At 69.7% G+C, this 16,143-nt stretch carries 11 protein-coding genes; 3 read left to right on the top strand and 8 right to left on the bottom strand.

Annotation, left to right across the window (positions count from 1 at the left end; translation table 11 throughout):
- Positions 1 to 12: 12 nt before the first annotated feature.
- The 4 genes from HWX31_RS19555 to HWX31_RS19540 all read right to left on the bottom strand — a co-directional run bounded on the left by HWX31_RS19555 (position 13) and on the right by HWX31_RS19540 (position 6,913).
- The gene (locus HWX31_RS19555; RefSeq protein ID WP_174963239.1) at positions 13 to 1,506 is read right to left on the bottom strand and encodes an efflux transporter outer membrane subunit; all 1,494 of its coding nucleotides are present in this window, start codon (positions 1,504 to 1,506) and stop codon (positions 13 to 15) included.
- Positions 1,506 to 2,738 carry an efflux RND transporter periplasmic adaptor subunit gene (locus HWX31_RS19550; protein WP_174963200.1) on the bottom strand — a complete coding sequence of 411 codons (1,233 nt, stop codon included), beginning with the start codon at positions 2,736 to 2,738 and terminating at the stop codon, positions 1,506 to 1,508. The genes HWX31_RS19555 and HWX31_RS19550 overlap by 1 nt, the downstream gene beginning before the upstream one ends.
- Before the next feature lie 26 nt (positions 2,739 to 2,764).
- The gene (locus HWX31_RS19545) at positions 2,765 to 6,013 is read right to left on the bottom strand and encodes an efflux RND transporter permease subunit (protein WP_174963202.1); all 3,249 of its coding nucleotides are present in this window, start codon (positions 6,011 to 6,013) and stop codon (positions 2,765 to 2,767) included.
- 168 nt (positions 6,014 to 6,181) lie between these two features.
- The gene (locus HWX31_RS19540; protein WP_059728759.1) at positions 6,182 to 6,913 is read right to left on the bottom strand and encodes a Crp/Fnr family transcriptional regulator; all 732 of its coding nucleotides are present in this window, start codon (positions 6,911 to 6,913) and stop codon (positions 6,182 to 6,184) included.
- A gap of 244 nt (positions 6,914 to 7,157) precedes the next feature.
- Here HWX31_RS19540 and HWX31_RS19535 point away from each other — a divergent pair, with 244 nt between their 5' ends.
- Entirely contained in the window at positions 7,158 to 8,813 is a 1,656-nt protein-coding gene (locus HWX31_RS19535) for an acyl-CoA synthetase (protein WP_174963205.1), read from the top strand.
- A 34-nt stretch (positions 8,814 to 8,847) separates the two neighbouring features.
- Here the strand turns inward: HWX31_RS19535 and HWX31_RS19530 are convergent, their stop codons facing one another.
- From HWX31_RS19530 to HWX31_RS19520, 3 genes are all read right to left on the bottom strand, one after another.
- Entirely contained in the window at positions 8,848 to 9,291 is a 444-nt protein-coding gene (locus tag HWX31_RS19530) for a YqaA family protein (protein WP_174963207.1), read from the bottom strand.
- Between the two features lie 40 nt (positions 9,292 to 9,331).
- The gene (locus HWX31_RS19525; protein WP_174963210.1) at positions 9,332 to 11,311 is read right to left on the bottom strand and encodes a methyl-accepting chemotaxis protein; all 1,980 of its coding nucleotides are present in this window, start codon (positions 11,309 to 11,311) and stop codon (positions 9,332 to 9,334) included.
- 155 nt (positions 11,312 to 11,466) lie between these two features.
- On the bottom strand, positions 11,467 to 12,105 hold the full coding sequence (locus HWX31_RS19520) for a LysE family translocator (protein WP_059609569.1): 639 nt from the start codon (positions 12,103 to 12,105) through the stop codon (positions 11,467 to 11,469).
- A gap of 286 nt (positions 12,106 to 12,391) precedes the next feature.
- Here HWX31_RS19520 and HWX31_RS19515 point away from each other — a divergent pair, with 286 nt between their 5' ends.
- Positions 12,392 to 12,874: an Lrp/AsnC family transcriptional regulator gene (locus HWX31_RS19515; RefSeq protein ID WP_174963212.1), complete on the top strand. Its 483-nt coding sequence runs from the start codon at positions 12,392 to 12,394 to the stop codon at positions 12,872 to 12,874.
- A gap of 425 nt (positions 12,875 to 13,299) precedes the next feature.
- Here the strand turns inward: HWX31_RS19515 and HWX31_RS19510 are convergent, their stop codons facing one another.
- A complete protein-coding gene (locus tag HWX31_RS19510) occupies positions 13,300 to 14,943 on the bottom strand; it encodes an IclR family transcriptional regulator (RefSeq protein ID WP_174963215.1) in 1,644 nt (547 codons plus the stop codon).
- A gap of 175 nt (positions 14,944 to 15,118) precedes the next feature.
- Here HWX31_RS19510 and HWX31_RS19505 point away from each other — a divergent pair, with 175 nt between their 5' ends.
- Positions 15,119 to 16,078: an MBL fold metallo-hydrolase gene (locus HWX31_RS19505; protein ID WP_059635737.1), complete on the top strand. Its 960-nt coding sequence runs from the start codon at positions 15,119 to 15,121 to the stop codon at positions 16,076 to 16,078.
- Positions 16,079 to 16,143 lie beyond the last annotated feature (65 nt).

Here is a 16,143-nt window from a genome sequence, read left to right as displayed (position 1 = left end):
TCCGTTGTCTGGTTAGTGTGAGCCCACCGCCGGGGCTGCGGCCTCGACCGCGGCCGCCGCGCCGCCGTCCCAGCCGCCGCCGAGCGCCTTCGCGAGGAACACGACGAGCGCCGCGCGCTGGCCCTGGATCTGCACCGCCTGCCGTTCGCTCGTCAGCAGCTGCTGCTCGGCGGTCAGCACGTCGATGAACGGCGTCAGGCCGCCCGCATAGCGGTCCTGCGCGAGCGACACGAGCTTGCGCGCGTCGTCGACGGCCGCGGCCGCCTGCCGCGCCGCCTCGTCGAGCACCGACAGGCCGGTGACCGCATTTTGCACCTCCTGGAACGCGGTCAGCACGGTCTGCCGGTAATTCGCCTGCGCGGCGACGTAGCCGGCCTGCGCGAAATCGACCCCGGCCTTCAGCCGGCCGCCCTCGAACAGCGGCTGGCTCAGCGACGCGCCGACCGACCACAGCAGCGCCGGCACCGTGAACAGCCCGGAGAAGCGCGTCGCGTCCCAGCCGATGTCGGGCGACAGCGTGAGGCGCGGGAAGTACGCGGCGCGCGCGACGCCGATCTGCGCGTTCGCGGCGGCCATCGCGCGCTCGGCCGACGCGACGTCGGGGCGGCGCTGCAGCAGGTCGCTCGGCACGCCGGTCGGCAGCGCCGGTGCGTTGACCGGCACGACGCGCGGCGGCAGCGAGAACGCCGGCGCGGGCGTGCCGACCAGCGTCGCGATCGCGGTCTCGACCTGCGCGCGCTGCTGGCGCAGCAACTGCGCCTGCGTGCGGGTCGCGTCGAGCTGAGCACGCTGCTGCAGCAGGTCGAGGCCCGACACCGCGCCGAGCTCGTGACGCGCGGACACGTAGTCGAGCGCCTTCTGCTGCAGGCCGATCGAGCGGTCGACGACGTCGATCTCCGCGTCGAGCTCGCGCAGCGCGAAGTAGCTCGACGCGAGATCGGCGGTGAGCACGAGGCGCGCGTTCGCGAAATCGTCGCGCGCCGCATCGGTGCTCGCCTGCGCCGATTCGACGCTGCGCCGCACGCGGCCGAACAGGTCGAGCTCGTAGCTGACGCTCGCGCCGACCTGGATCTCGTTCTGCACGGTCGACTGGCTCTTCACCGCGTAATTCGTCTGCGGCCGGTCGGCGGAGATCTTGAAGCGCTGGCCGCTCGCGTTCAGGTTCACGGCCGGATACTGCGCGGACGCGACCGATGCGAGCGTCGCCTTCGCCTGGTCGTAGCGCGCGGCGACGACCTTCAGGCTCTGGTTGTTGCGCAGCGCGTCGGCTTCGAGCGCGTCGAGCTGCGCATCGCCGAACGTGCTCCACCACGCCGGCGCGAGCGGCGCATGCGCGGGCGCGGCCGGATGCCAGTACGCGTCGGCCGGGTCGAGCCGCCATGCGGCGGGCGCCTCGACGTCGGGGCGCCGGTAGTCGGGGCCGACCGTGCAGCCGGCGAGGGCGGCAAGCGCGACGGCGAGGGCGACCGCGCGGGCGGCCGGCAGCGGCGCGAAGCGGGCGCGCATCACGCGTTCGCTCCCGCCGCGGCGCCGGACGCGGGCTTCGGCGCCGGCTTCACGACGACGACCTGGTCGCCGTTCGCGAGCGAATCGCTCGGGTTCACGACGAGGCGATCGTCGGGCGTCACGCCGCCGTCGATCTCGAGCGTCTGGCCGATCGTGCGCACGACCCTCACCGGCTTCAGCCGGACCACGCCGTGCGCGTCGACGCTCGCGACGGTCGGCCCTTCCGCGCGGAACAGCAGCGTGTTGGCCGGCACCGACAGGCGGCCGACCGGCGAGGTCGGCAGCGTCGCCTGCACGTAGGTGCCGGGCAGCAGCCGGCCGTCCGGGTTCGGCAGCGTGATCTCGATCTGCAGCGAACGCGTGGCGACGTCGATCGCCTCCGACGTGCGCGTGATGGTGCCGTCGAAGGTCCGGCCCGGCAGCTCGGCCTGCGCGACCGTCACGTGCTGGCCGGTCTTCACCTGCTGCGCGTATGCCTGCGGCACCTGCACGTACAGGCGCAGCCGGTCGGCCTGCACGACGGTGAACAGCGACCGGCCCGCGTTGCCCGAGCTGACGAGGTCGCCGACGTCGACGTTGCGCTGCGTGACGATCCCGTCGATCGGCGCGACGATGCGCTGGAAGCCCTTCAGCTCGGTGAGCCGGCGCACGTTCGCGTCGGCCGCGGCGAGGTTCGCGGTGCCCTGGTTGTACGCGCCTTGCCGATCGTCGAGCTCCTGCTGCGAAACCGCGTCGCGCTGGCGCAGTTGCTGCGCGCGCTCGAACGACGTCTTCGCGAGCGCGAGCGCGGCCTGCGCCTGCTGGCGCTGCGCGGCGGCCTGCGCGAGTTCCTGGTTCAGCTCGGGCGTGTCGAGCTCCGCGAGCAGTTGCCCCTGCTTCACGTGCGCGCCGATGTCGGCCTGCCAGCGCAGCACGTAGCCGTTCGCGCGCGCGAAGATCGGCGCCTCGACGAAGCCGCGCAGCGTGCCGGGCAGCGTCAGCCGGCCGCCCGACGCGGCGTCGACGGGATGCACGACGCTCACGTACTGCCGCGCGTTCTGCGCGGTCAGCGCATCGAGCCGGTTGCGGTTCATGACGTCGGTGACGATCGTGCGCGCCGCGCCGGCCGCGAGCAGCACGCCGACGACGATCAGCACGATCCGCGCGCGTCGCCATACGCCGGCCCGCGCGGGCAGGTCGAGCCCGTGTTCGTCCACCTGGATGCCGACGGAGCTGTGATGTTTCTCTTCCATGTAATCAACCGGTCAATAAGCGGGAATCAGTGTCCGGCGGCCTTGCGCGCGCGCCGCCGCGCGAGCCGCGCATGCACGCCGGCGAACACGAGCGGAACGAACAGCAGCGTCGAGGCGGTCGCGAACAGCAGCCCGCCGATCACCGCGCGGCCGAGCGGCGCGTTCTGCTCGGCGCCTTCGCCGAGGCCGAGCGCCATCGGCACCATGCCGATGATCATCGCGAGCGCGGTCATCAGCACCGGGCGGATGCGGGTCGCGCCGGCTTCGAGCGCGGCGGTCAGCGGCGGCGCGCCGGCCGCGAGGCGCTGGCGCGCGAACGACACGACGAGAATGCTGTTCGCGGTCGCGACGCCGACCGTCATCACCGCGCCCGTCAGCGCGGGCACGCTCAGGTGCGTGCCGGTGATGAACAGCATCCACGCGATGCCGGCGAGCGCGGCCGGCATCGCGCTGATGATGATCAGCGGGTCGAGCCACGACTGGAAATTCACGACGATCAGCAGGTAGACGAGCACGATCGCCATCGCGACGCCCGCGCCGAGGCCGAGATACGACGTGCGCATCGTCTCGATCTGCCCGCGCATCGTCAGCGCGGTGCCGCGCGGCAGCGTCGCGCGCGCGTCCGACACGAGGCGGTCGATCTCGCTCGCGACCGAGCCGAGGTCGCGGCCCTCGACGCTCACGTACAGGTCGATCGCCGGGCGGATGTTGAAGTGCGTGATCACGGCCGGCTCGCTCGCGGTGCGCACCTGCACGAGATTGCCGAGCAGCTGCAGCGGCTCGCCGGTGCGTCCCGCCGATACGGGCGTGCCGAGCAGGTCGCCGACCGAGCCGATGTCGTATTGCGGGGTCTGGATCGCGAGCGGGTATTGCACGCCGGTCTTCGGGTTGACCCAGAACGACGGCGTCGTCTGCGCGCTGCCCGACAGCGAGATCAGCATGTTCTGCGCGACGTTCTGCGCGGAGAGGTTCAGCTGCTGCATGCGCGTACGGTCCATGTCGGCTACCAGGGTCGGCTGGTCGTTGCGCTGCAGCACGTGCGCGTCGACCGCGCCGGGGATTTGCCTGACTTTTTTCATCAGGCGGCTCGCGATTGCCATGTTACTCGCGAGATCGTTGCCGAGCACCTGCACGTCGATCGCGGCCGGCTGACCGAAGTTGAGGATCTGCGTGATGATGTCCGACGGCTGGAAGAAGAACTCGGCGCCCGGGAAGCGTTCGGGCAGCCGCGCGCGCAGCGTCTCGACGTAATGCTGGGTCGGCGCGTGGCCGGGCTTCAGCGCGATCAGGATCTCGCCGTCGAGCGAGCCGATCGTGCCCGCGTTGCTGTACGACAGGTTGATGCCGCTGATCGGCTGCCCGAGGTTGTCGACGATCGCGCCGAGCTCGTCCGGCGGGACGACTTCCCGTACCACGCGTTCGACCTGGTCCGCGAGGCGCGCGGTCTCCTCGATCCGGTAGCCGGTCGGCGCGCGCATGTGCAGCCGGATGTTGCCGGAATCGGCGTTCGGGAAGAAGTCGCGGCCGAGTGCGAACACGAGCCCCGTCGACAGCACGCAGAAGCCGAGGAAGCCCATCGCGTAGAAGCGGCGGCGCACCAGCAGCACGCTGAGCAGCACGATGTACGACGCGCGCAGTCGCTCGAACGCGTGATTGAAGCGGTGATGGATGCGCGCGAAGCGCGACGTCGAACGGTCGGGCCCGGTGCCGGCCTGCTGCGGGCGGAACAGCAGCATCGCCATCGTCGGCACGAGCGTGCGCGACAGCACGTACGACGCGAGCATTGCGAACACCACGGCTTCCGCGAGCGGCACGAACAGGTAGCGTGCGACGCCGGTGAGGAAGAACATCGGCACGAACACGATGCAGATGCACAGCGTCGACACGAACGCCGGCACCGCGATCTCGCCCGCGCCTTCGCGGATCGCGTCGTGCAGGGCGGTGCCGAACGACGACCCCCACGCTCCCTTCGGTCGCTGCCCCCCGAGGGGGGCGCTCGGCACGCTTGGGGCGGCCCGGCGCATGCCGAGATGCAGGTGGCGCTCGATGTTCTCGATCGTCACGGTCGCGTCGTCGACGAGAATGCCGACCGCGAGCGCGAGCCCGCCGAGCGTCATGATGTTGATGGTCTCGCCGAGCGCGGCGAGCGCGATCAGCGACGTGAAGATCGACAGCGGGATCGAGATCGCGATGATCAGCGTGCTGCGCCAGTTGCCGAGGAACAGCAGGATCATCATCGCGGTCAGCACGGCGGCGATCAGCGCCTCGTGGATCACGCCCTGCACGGCGGCGTCGACGAACACCGACTGGTCGAACAGCGGCGTGATCGTGAGGCCCTCGGGCAGCGTCGGCGCGACCTTCGGCAGCAGCGCCTTCAGGTCCGACACGACCTTCAGCGTCGACGCGTCGCCGCTCTTCAGGATCGACACCAGCACGCCGCGCTGGCCGTTCTGGCGCACGACGTTGGTCTGCGGCGAGAAGCCGTCGCGCACGGCCGCGACCTCGCCGAGATAGGTGGTCGCGCCGTTCACCGTCTGCAGCGGGATGTGGCTGATGTCGGCGATCGTGTCGGCCGACGCGTTGGTGTCGACCCGGTATTCGGTCTGGCCCATCTTCGCGGTGCCGGTCGGCAGCACGAGGTTCTGCGCGTTGACCGCGTTGACGACGTCGGCGGGCGTGAGCCCCTTCGACATCAGCGCCTTCGAATCGATGTCGACCGCGACGACGCGCGTGCGCCCGCCGTACGGGAACGGCACCTGCGCGCCGGGGATCGTGATCAGTTGCGGGCGCAGGAAGTTCAGCGCGATGTCGGCGAGCGACTGCTCGCTCAGCGTCTTGCTCGACAGCCCGAGCTGGATCACCGGGATGCTCGACGCGGAATAGGTGATCACGAGCGGCGGCGTCGCGCCCTGCGGCATCTGCCGGACGATCGCCTGCGCGGACGACACCGTCTGCGCGATCGCCGTCTGCACGTTCGCGCCCGGCTGCAGGAACACCTTGACGACGGCCGTGCCGGGCAGCGTGGTCGATTCGACGTGCTGGATGTTGTTGACGGTCGTCGTCAGCACCCGCTCGTGCACCGCGGTGATGCGGTTCGTCATCTCCTTCGCCGACAGCCCGTTGTAATTCCAGATCACGCTGATGACCGGAATGTCGATCGACGGCAGCACGTCGACGGGCGTGCGCATCAGCGCGAGCGGGGTGGCCAGCACGATCATGATGGCCATTACGATGAACGTGTACGGGCGCCTGAGCGCGAGGTTGACGATCCACATGGAAGCAGCGGGGCAGGCGGCGGTCGGGCGTTGATGAAGAACGGCACTCGAATGATAGGCGGGCGCCCGGCACGGGTCACTGACGCGAAACTGGCGAAGTTGTCAGGTTGGCCCGCGCGCGTGTCGAGTTGGATTCGTCAGACGTAAAGCGCGCTGCCGTCGCGCGCTTCAGATCTGCTCCATCCCGACCCGCGCGAGCCCGGCCAGATCGACGACCTCGATCTGGTTGTATGCGAGCCGCAGCACGCCGTGCTTCTCGAGCTGCTGCAGCGCCTGGTTGATCCGCTGCCGCGACACGCCGACCAGCATCCCCAGCTCCTCCTGCGAAATCGCCAGCGCCGGCCCGGTATCCGGGTACAGGTCCGGGTTGAACAGTTGCGCGAGCGCCTGCGCGACGCGCGCGTCGACGTCGAGCAGCCGGCTGTTCTGGATCGACGCGATGAACTCGCCCATCCGGTTGTTCAACTGATGGATCACGAAGCGCGTGAACGGCAGGCTGCTGTCGAGCAGCGCATGGAACGTGTCGACGGGCACGAACAGCACGGTCGAGCGCTGGATCGCGACCACCTCGTACTTGCGCGGCTCGCGCTTGATCACGCTGCCTTCGCCGAACCAGCCGCCCGACGGCACGCCCGAAAACGTGCAGCCGCGCCCCGACGCGTTGAAGATCGCGAGCTTCAGCAGCCCGCGGTGCACGCCGATCCAGTATTCGGACGGCGCGAGCCGCTGCGCGATCACGTCGCCCGCTTCGCGGCATTCGACGCGCGACTGCGCGAGCACGAGCGCCTGGTGTTCGGGCGCAAGCGTGCGGAACCACGCGCACTGGCCGAACAGCGCGGACAGCGGGCCGGGTTCGGGCGGCGCGGGCGCGTCGAGGGGGGCGAGAACGTCGTCGTGCATGGCTGCGGGTTTGCGAGGATAGGGATAACACGCGGGGCGCGCGGGGGACTCTGTCGTTTCGATGACAGACGCTCCACAATATCGCCCGTTAGGCTATCTCGAATTGAACCACATCAAGACAGACCGGGGCGCGTGCGCCTTAACTTTGAATGAGACCGGAGTGCGGGGCATGGGACCGGAAGCGGCGCGCAGGCGCTGCCCCCGGTCGACACCGACGCCGCTTCGGCAGACTGGAGACACGATCATGACGCAGATGTTCGAAGCCGGCCTCGAGCGCCGCGATGCCAACTACGCACCGCTCACGCCGATCGATTTCCTGGTGCGCACGGCGGAGGTGTACGGCGACCGCCTGGCGATCGTGCACGGCGACGTGCGGCGCACCTGGGGCGAAACCTATGCGCGCGCGAAGCAGCTCGCGAGTGCGCTCGCGCGGGCCGGCGTCGGCCGCGGCGACACCGTTGCGGCGCTGCTGCCGAACATCCCGGCGATGGTCGAGGCGCACTTCGGCGTGCCGATGGCGGGCGCCGTGCTCAACACCATCAACACGCGGCTCGACATTCCGTCGGTGCTGTTCATGCTGCGCCACGGCGAAGCGAAGGTGCTGATCGTCGACACCGAGTACGCGGAGCTTGCGCACCGCGCGGCGCTGGAAATTCCGGGATTGAGGATCGTCAGCGTCGCCGACGCGATGCTGGCCGACCCTGCGCGCTTCGCAGGCGCGACCGACTACGAGGCGTTCGTCGCCGGCGGCGACGCGGACCATGCATGGACGCTGCCCGCCGACGAGTGGGACGCGATCGCGCTGAACTACACGTCCGGCACGACCGGCGACCCGAAGGGCGTCGTCTACCACCATCGCGGCGCGTACCTGGCGGCGCTCAGCAACATCCTCGAATGGGACATGCCGAAGCACGCGGTCTACCTGTGGACGCTGCCGCTGTTCCACTGCAACGGCTGGTGCTTCCCGTGGGCGATTGCCGCGCGCGCGGGCGTGAACGTGTGCCTGCGCAGGTTCGACGCGAAGACCGTGTTCGACCTGATCCGCCGGGAGCGCGTCACGCATTACTGCGGTGCGCCGATCGTGCAGAGCGCGATCGCGAACGCGCCGGCCGAATGGCGTGAAGGGATCGACCATACCGTGCACGCGATGGTCGCGGGCGCGGCGCCGGCGCCGGCCGTGATCGCGAAGATGAAGGAGATCGGCTTCGACCTGCTGCACGTGTACGGGCTGACCGAGGTCTACGGCCCGGCGACGGTCTGCGCGAAGCAGGCGCGCTGGGACGGTGAGTCCGACGAAGAGCGCGCGCGGCTCAACGCACGGCAAGGCGTGCGTTATCACCTGGAGGCGGGCGCGACGGTGCTCGATCCGGACACGATGGCGCCGGTGCCGGCCGACGGCGAGACGCTCGGCGAGATCATGTTCCGCGGCAACATCTGCATGAAGGGCTACCTGAAGAACCCGCACGCGACCGACGAGGCATTCCACGGCGGCTGGTTCCATACCGGCGATCTCGCGGTGCTGTCGCCGGACGGCTACATCCGCATCAAGGACCGCAAGAAGGACATCATCATCTCGGGCGGCGAGAACATTTCCAGCATCGAGGTCGAGGACGCGCTGTACCGGCATCCGGCGGTCGCGGTCGCGGCGGTGGTCGCGATGCCGGACCCGAAGTGGGGCGAGGTGCCGTGCGCGTTCGTCGAGCTGCGCGAGGGGATGAGCGCGACCGAGGAGGAGATCGTCGCGCATTGCCGGCAACTGCTCGCGGGCTTCAAGGTGCCGAAGGCCGTGCGCTTCGGCGAGCTGCCGAAGACGTCCACCGGCAAGATCCAGAAGTTCCAGCTGCGCACCTCGGTCGGCTCGGACAAGGCGATCGATCTGGCGGGCGACGGCAAGAAGTGAGCGGCGGTGCGCGTGGCGTGACGTCGATACGGCGTCAATGCGGCACGAGCCACGCGATCGCCAGATAGCGGCCGACCTTCGCGAGCGTGACGATCGCGAGAAAGCGCGGCAGCGGCTCGCGCAGCACGCCGGCGATCACGGTCAGCGGGTCGCCGATCACCGGGGCCCAGCTCAGCAGCAGCGACCAGTGGCCGTAGCGCGCGTACCAGCCCTCGGCCCGCGCGAGCGCCGCCGGCTTCACCGGGAACCAGCGCCGGTCGCGGAACCGCTCGATCCCGCGGCCGAGCGCCCAGTTGATCGTCGAGCCGGCGACGTTGCCGACGCTCGCGACGAGCACCAGCGCCCAGGCGGGCTCGCGGCCGGCCAGCAGCAGGCCGGCGAGCACGGCTTCGGACTGGAGCGGGAACAGGGTTGCGGCGACCAGCGACACGGCGAACAGGCCGCCGTAGGTCACCGATACGGTGAGCAATTCGGACATCGCGCGATTGTACCGGCCGCGCGAGCGCGGCCCGCGGCCGCTATTCGGCGTGGCCGAGCTTGAACACGCTGACCGCTTCCGACAGTTCCGCGGCCTGGTCGCGCAGCGCCACGGCCGCGCGCTCGGCCTGCGCGATCAGCGTCGCGTTCTGCTGCGTCGCCTCGCCGATCTGCGTGACGGCGAGGTTCACCTGCTCGATGCCGGCCGACTGCTCGCTCGACGCCGAGCTGATCTCGGCGATGATGGTGCGCACCTGGTCGACCCGCGCGACGATGTCGCGCATCGTGCCGTGCGCGGCCTCGGCGATCCGGTAGCCTTGCTCGACGGTCGCGGCCGATTCGGCGCTCAGTTCCTCGATCTCCTTGACCGCCGCCGCGCTGCGCTGCGCGAGCGCGCGCACTTCGGCCGCGACCACCGCGAAGCCCTTGCCGTGCTCGCCCGCGCGCGCGGCCTCGACGGCCGCGTTCAGCGCGAGGATGTTGGTCTGGAACGCGATGCCCTCGATCACGCTCGTGATCTCCGCGATCCGGCGCGTCGCGCGCTCGATCTCGCCCATCGTCGCGACCACGCGCTGCACGGCGTCGCCGCCGCCCGTCGCCGCGTCGGATGCGCCCGCGACCAGCGTGTTCGCCTGCGCCGCATGCTCGGCGTTCTGCTGCACGGCGGCCGTGATTTCCTCCATGCTCGCCGCCGTCTGCTCGACGCTGCTCGCCTGCGTCGCGATGCGGGCGGCGATGTCGCCGCTGCCGGCCGCGATGTCGACGGTGCCGCGCGCCATGTCGGCGGAGCCGCGGCGCACCTGCGCGACGATGCGCGCGAGGCCGTCGCCGATGCCGTCGACCGCCTGCACGAGGCGGCCGATCTCGTCCGCGCCGCGCGGCGCGACGCCGTCGTCGCGGATGCGCACGCTCAGGTCGCCGGCGGCGAAGCGTTCCGACGCGCGCGCGGCCGCGTCCAGCGGCCGGCTCACGACGCGCCGCACCACGACGACGAACATCGCCGCGAACGCGAGCACGAGCGCCGCGGCGATCAGCAGGAAGCGGTTGCGGGTCGCCCGCATGTCGGCGAGCAGCTCGTCGTCGATCGCGACACCGCCGACCAGCCACTGCCATTGCGGAATCGTCGAGAACGACGCGAATTTCGCGGTCGGGCCGCGGTCCTGCGCGGCAGGGTCGGTCGACGTGTACGCGAGCTCCCCGTGGCCCGCCGCGAGCATCTGCGCGTACGGCGCGGCATCGTCGCGGGCCGGTTTGCCGGCCGCTTCGGGGTGGACGACGAAGGTGCCGCGCGACGGGCCGGACGATGCGTCGATCACGAAGTAATAGCCGTGCTCGCCGATCTTCAGCTCGCGAATGCCGGCTTCGACGAGGCGGATTTCGTCCGCGACGTCGATACCGACGAACAGCGCGCCGATCACGCGCCCGCCGGCGTCGACGACCGGCTTGTACTCGGTGATGAACGGCTTGCCGAACAGCTTCGCGAGCCCCGTGTAGCTGCGGCCCGCGACGAGCGGCGCGTAGGCGGGGCTGTTGCGGTCGAGGTGCGTGCCGACCGCGCGCGTGCCGTCCTGCTTCTTCAGCGACGTGGTGATGCGCACGAAGTCGTCGCCGTCGCGCGCGAAGATCGTCGCGATCGCGCCGCTCTTCTGCAGGAACTGGTCGGGGATCGTGTAGTCGAGATCGAGCGGCCTGCCGCCCGCGGACAGCGTCGGCGCCATCACACCGCCGCCGAGGTCATGGGTGCGCGCCGGGTCCAGCGCGAAATCGGCCGGCAGGAAGCTCGCGAACAGCGTCATCGAGCGATGCGCTTCTTCCGACAGCGCCTTGTCGAACAGGTCGATCATCGCGGCGATCGAGCGTTCCTTCTCGGCGATGCGCGCGTGCGCCTGGTCGGCGATCTGTTCGCCGGCCAGGTGCGCGAGGGTCCACGCGAAGGCGGCAAACAGCAGTGCGACGGTTGCGCACGACAAAGCGGCCAGACGAGCGCCAACGCTCATCCGGCCCAGGGACATGAATCTCATAGAACTTCCTGCGTGGGGACGGAGAGGAGGCGGAACGCACGCGTCACCGCAATTTCGTCACAGGAATAACGGCAGCGCGTGCGGATTCTTTAGCGCGGACGGTTTCGACGGATCACGCGAAGGGAATTCAGGGGGAAGGTTGCGTGCGCAGCCACTCAGTTCCAGCCGACCATGACCGCACCCATCCCGACGAGCAGGCCGCCCGTCACGCGGTTCATCGCGCGCATCCGCGCCGGCCGCTGCAACGCGCTGCCGAGCCGGTGCGAGAACAGCGCCATCGACGCGACGCCGCCCGCGAACAGCAGCGCGAACGTCGCCGCGAGCAGCAGGAACTGAAGGTTCAGGCTCCATTCGGCGTTCGCGCTGATGAATTGCGGAAAGAACGACGGAAAGAACAGCAGCGTCTTCGGATTCAGGCCCGACGTCGCGACGCCGCGCCAGAACAGTTCACGTCCCGTATCGGCTGCCGGCTGGGCGGCCTCGGCCGATGCGGCCGGCGCATGGGCCGGCGCGCGGCTGATCCATTGCTTGCACCCGAGCCAGACCAGGTAAGCGGCGCCTGTCCAGCGCAGCACGGTCAGCGCGCGCTCGTCGATGTGCACCAGCGAATTCAGGCAGAGCGCGGTCAGCGCGAGTTGCAGCAGCACGGCGAGCGTGCTGCCCCATACGCAGGGCAGCGCGCGCCGCCAGCCGGCGCGCAGCGCCTGGTTCATCGTGAGCAGGTTGACGGGGCCGGGCGCGTAGATGAGAACGAAGGAAGCGGCAAGAAACGAGAGGTAAAGCCGGAACGACATGACGGGAAGCGCAGGAACGGGGAGACGGGCGCCGGCGCCGCGCACGGTCGGTTGGGGTGCGCGGGCGGCGGTTTCGAATGCCTGGGTGCCCGGCTCCGCAACTCGTGATTGCGGTCGTGCGCCCCGTTGCGACGGGGTTGTCGCGGGGAGCGTGCCGGGCAGCAGGCATAGGGAAAATGTATCAGGGGGCCAGGTTAAAAGGCTTCCTGTTTTCCAGTGAAACGGCGTCAAATCCAGAATCCTGTTCAGCTAGAATTCCAATTTTCAGTAGAAGATTCTTCCTGTCATGGCAACACGCGAACGCACACCCAAATCGCTCGACAATCAGGACCGCAAGATCCTCGGCGCACTGCAGAAGAACGCGCGCCTGTCGAATGCAGAACTGGCCGAACAGATCGGGATGTCGACGACCGCATGCTGGAACCGCACGCGGCAACTCGAGCTCGACGGCTACATCGACGGCTATGTCGCGCTCGTCAATCAGCGCATGCTCGGCTACGCGGACATCGTGATCCTCGAAGTGACGCTCGATCGCCACGAGGACGACGCGCTGGCCCGCTTCGGCGCGGAACTCGCGGCGCTGCCCGAGGTGCTCGAGGCCTACCTCGTGTCGGGCGAATACGATTACTGGATCAAGGTCGCCGTGGACGGCACGGCAGGCTACGAGCGGTTTCTGCGCGAGAAGCTGTACAAGATCTCGAGCATTCGCCACAGCCGCTCGATGTTCGCGCTGCGCTGCATGAAGGACGTGCCGTCGATTCAGGTGTGAGCGCGCGGAGGGAGGGGCAGCCGGCCTTCGTCGAAGTGCCGACGCGTGCGGCCGCGCGATTGCGCAGCGGAGGCGGGCGGGTGGAAGTGGAACAAAGCCGGGGGCCAGCCCAAGGCCGCCGGCCGGCGTCTGGTCGTTCCGTTCAGCGCGGCAGGCGCGCGTGGGCTTCAGCGATGATTGCGCAGTTCTCGAGGTGCAGTGCCCATGCTTCTGCAAGCAGCGAGCCAACACGCGTGAGCCAGCCAGCGGATTGGTTGGAACGGACGGAGACGTTAGACGTTTGCATGACGGTGCCCCATGTAGGTGGCGAGTTAGGGATAACCCTAATCATAGATGAGGCCCACCGCGTTGTGAAATGAGATTTTGTAATATGGTAATTCTTTGAGGATTCTGTTGCCGCAGCGCAACAGGATTCATCGTGATCGTCACTGCCCGCCGATCCACCCGAACCGCCACGACAGCCGCCGCGTCGCGGCGAGCAGCGCCTGCGCGAGGCCGCTGTCCGGCCCGTGCGGGAAGCCGCGCGACGCGCCGATGATCGCGATCACGAGCCGGATGCTGCCGGTGTGATCGAACACGGGCGCCGCGACCGTCGCGATGCCGGGCACCGGCGCGTCGAACGCGAAGTCGACGCCTTCCGCGCGGATCTGCGCGAGGCGCGCGCGGAACGCATCGTCGGCCGTCGCCGTCACGCGCCCCGCAAGGCGCACGGGTTCGCCGGCGAGCAGGCCGGCCAGCACGTCGTCGGTCATGCCGGCCGCGAAGCTGCGGCCGATCGCCGTATTGACGAGCGACATCACGGTGCCGACCTGCAGGCTCACGTGCTGCGGCCGCGCCGATTCCTCGAAGCGGATCACGGTCGGCCCGAGCGGCCCGAGCGTCGCGGCCGCGACGCTCATGTCGGTCGCTTCGGCGAGCGCGACGATCTCGGCTTCCGCGTCGCGCGCCGGCGACACGCGCTGCATCGCGATCAGGCCGAGCGCCTGGCTGAGCGGCCCGGCGTCGAAGCAGCCGGCCGCGTCGCGGTTCAGCAGGCCGATCTTCAGCAGGCTCACCAGATGCGGAAACGCCTTCGCGGCCGGCATGCCAGCCGCCGCCGCGAGGTCGCGCAGCGGCAGCGCGCGGCCTGCCGACACGAGCGCGAGCAGCAGGCCGCCGGTGCTGTCGAGCGCGTTGATCCCGCGCTGCGCCTTCGCGTCGTCGGCCAGCGCGGGCGGCACGCGCGGCGCGGCCGAGGGCGGCGCCGCCGCATCTTCCGCGCCGAGCGACGCGGTTGCCTGCCGCGCCGCATCGCGCAACGCCGCCGCGATCGGGCCGTCCCACGCGACGTCGATCGACCCCGTCGAACCGATCACCGTCATCGCGAGCTGCAGGCGGCCTTCCGCGTCGAGCACCGGTACGCACAGCGCGCTGACGCCGGGGCTCGGCAGGTCGACGCCGCGCTCGATGCCGCGCCGGCGGATCGCGTCGAGCTGGGCTCGCCGCGCGTCGGCGTCCGGAGTCGGCTGAGCGCTTTCGGCGCCCGCGAGCGTGTTGCCCGCACCGGCCTGGCTGGCCGCCATCGCATCGAGCTGCGCCGGGGCGCCGAATGCGCGGAATACGCGGCCGGTCGCCGTCGTGTCGAGCGACATCACCGATCCCACGTGCAGGTTCACGTGCAGCGGATAGCCGCCGTGCTCGATGCGCACGATCGTCGGCCCGAGCGCGCCCGGCACCGACAGCGCGACGCTCAGCCCGACGCTTTCCGCGAGCCGCGCCGCGTGCGGCAAGGCCGCGCGATAGGCCGGCTGCCGCTCGATCGACATCAGGCCGAGCCGCAGCGACAGCGGCCCCGGCTCGTAATTGCCGGTGATCGCGTCGCGCTTCACGAGCGCAAGGCGCGTGAGGCTCACCAGATAGGTATGCGCCTGCGCGGTCGACAGCTCCGCGGCCGCCGCCAGCTCGGACAGCCCGAGCGGCTTGCGCCGCCGCGCGAGCGCGTCGAGCAGCCGGCCGCCCACCTCGACGCTCTGGATGCCGCGCTGCGCCTTCTGCGGCGCATCGTCCGCGCGATCTTCATCGTTCTGCACTGCGTTCACCTGAAATCGAAACATCCCGCATGGTATCCGACGCCATTTCTCGCGCCCGTCCGCACGTTTACCCGCATTAAACAATAGCAAGCATATTTGTCATTGACAAATAATCGGCGCGAGACGATGATCGGCTCAACCCCTCAACTCATGGCTCGCAGCCACGGAACCCCACATGGCCAAAGCATTCGCCTCTCAAGCCGACCTGGAAGAGAAGAAGATCACCTGGACCCGGCTCTCCGAAAACGCGTACGCGTACACCGCCGAAGGCGACCCGAACTCGGGCGTGATCATCGGCGACGACAGCGTGCTGATCGTCGACACCACGGCGACGCCCGCGATGGCGCAGGACCTGATCGCGAAGATTCGCGGCGTCACCGACAAGCCGATCAAGCACGTTGTGCTGTCGCACTACCACGCGGTGCGCGTGCTCGGCGCGTCCGCATATTTCGCCGAAGGCGCGCAGCACGTGATCGCGAGCCGCGGCACCTACGAGATGATCGTCGAGCGCGGCGAGGCCGACATGAAGTCGGAGATCGAGCGCTTCCCGCGCCTGTTCGCGGGCGTCGAGACGGTGCCGGGCCTCACCTGGCCGACGCTCGTGTTCGAGCGCGAGATCACGCTGTTTCTCGGCAAGCTCGAAGTGAAGATCATGCATGTCGGCTCGGGCCACACGAAGGGCGACACGATCGTGTGGCTGCCGTCGCAGAAGGTGCTGTTCTCCGGCGATCTCGTCGAATACGACGCCGCGTGCTACTGCGGCGACGCGCAGCTCGAACAGTGGCCGGCGACGCTCGAGGCGCTGCGCGCGCTCGGCGCCGAGAAGCTCGTGCCCGGCCGCGGCCCGGCGCTGCTGAACCCGGCCGAAGTGAACCAGGGCCTCGACTACACGAAGGACTTCGTCACGACGCTGCTCGCGCAGGGCCGCAAGGCCGTCGAGCGCAAGCTCGACCTCAAGGCCGCGATGGCGCTCGCGCGCGAAGCGATGGACCCGAAGTTCGGCCAGGTGTTCATCTACGAGCACTGCTTGCCGTTCGACGTGTCGCGCGCGTTCGACGAGGCAAGCGGCATCACGCATCCGCGCATCTGGACCGCCGAGCGCGACAAGGAAATGTGGGCCGCGCTGCAGAACTGAGCGGCCCATGACGGCGGGGCATCCGGGCGGACGTCCCGCCTTTGCGCGGCGCCCGTAGACCCGCC

Origin of the sequence: Burkholderia ubonensis (genome assembly GCF_902833085.1) — a bacterium.
GTDB lineage: Bacteria > Pseudomonadota > Gammaproteobacteria > Burkholderiales > Burkholderiaceae > Burkholderia > Burkholderia ubonensis.
The sequence above is the reverse complement of the archived record's forward strand: the minus strand, read 5'-3'. Positions and strand labels throughout refer to the sequence as shown.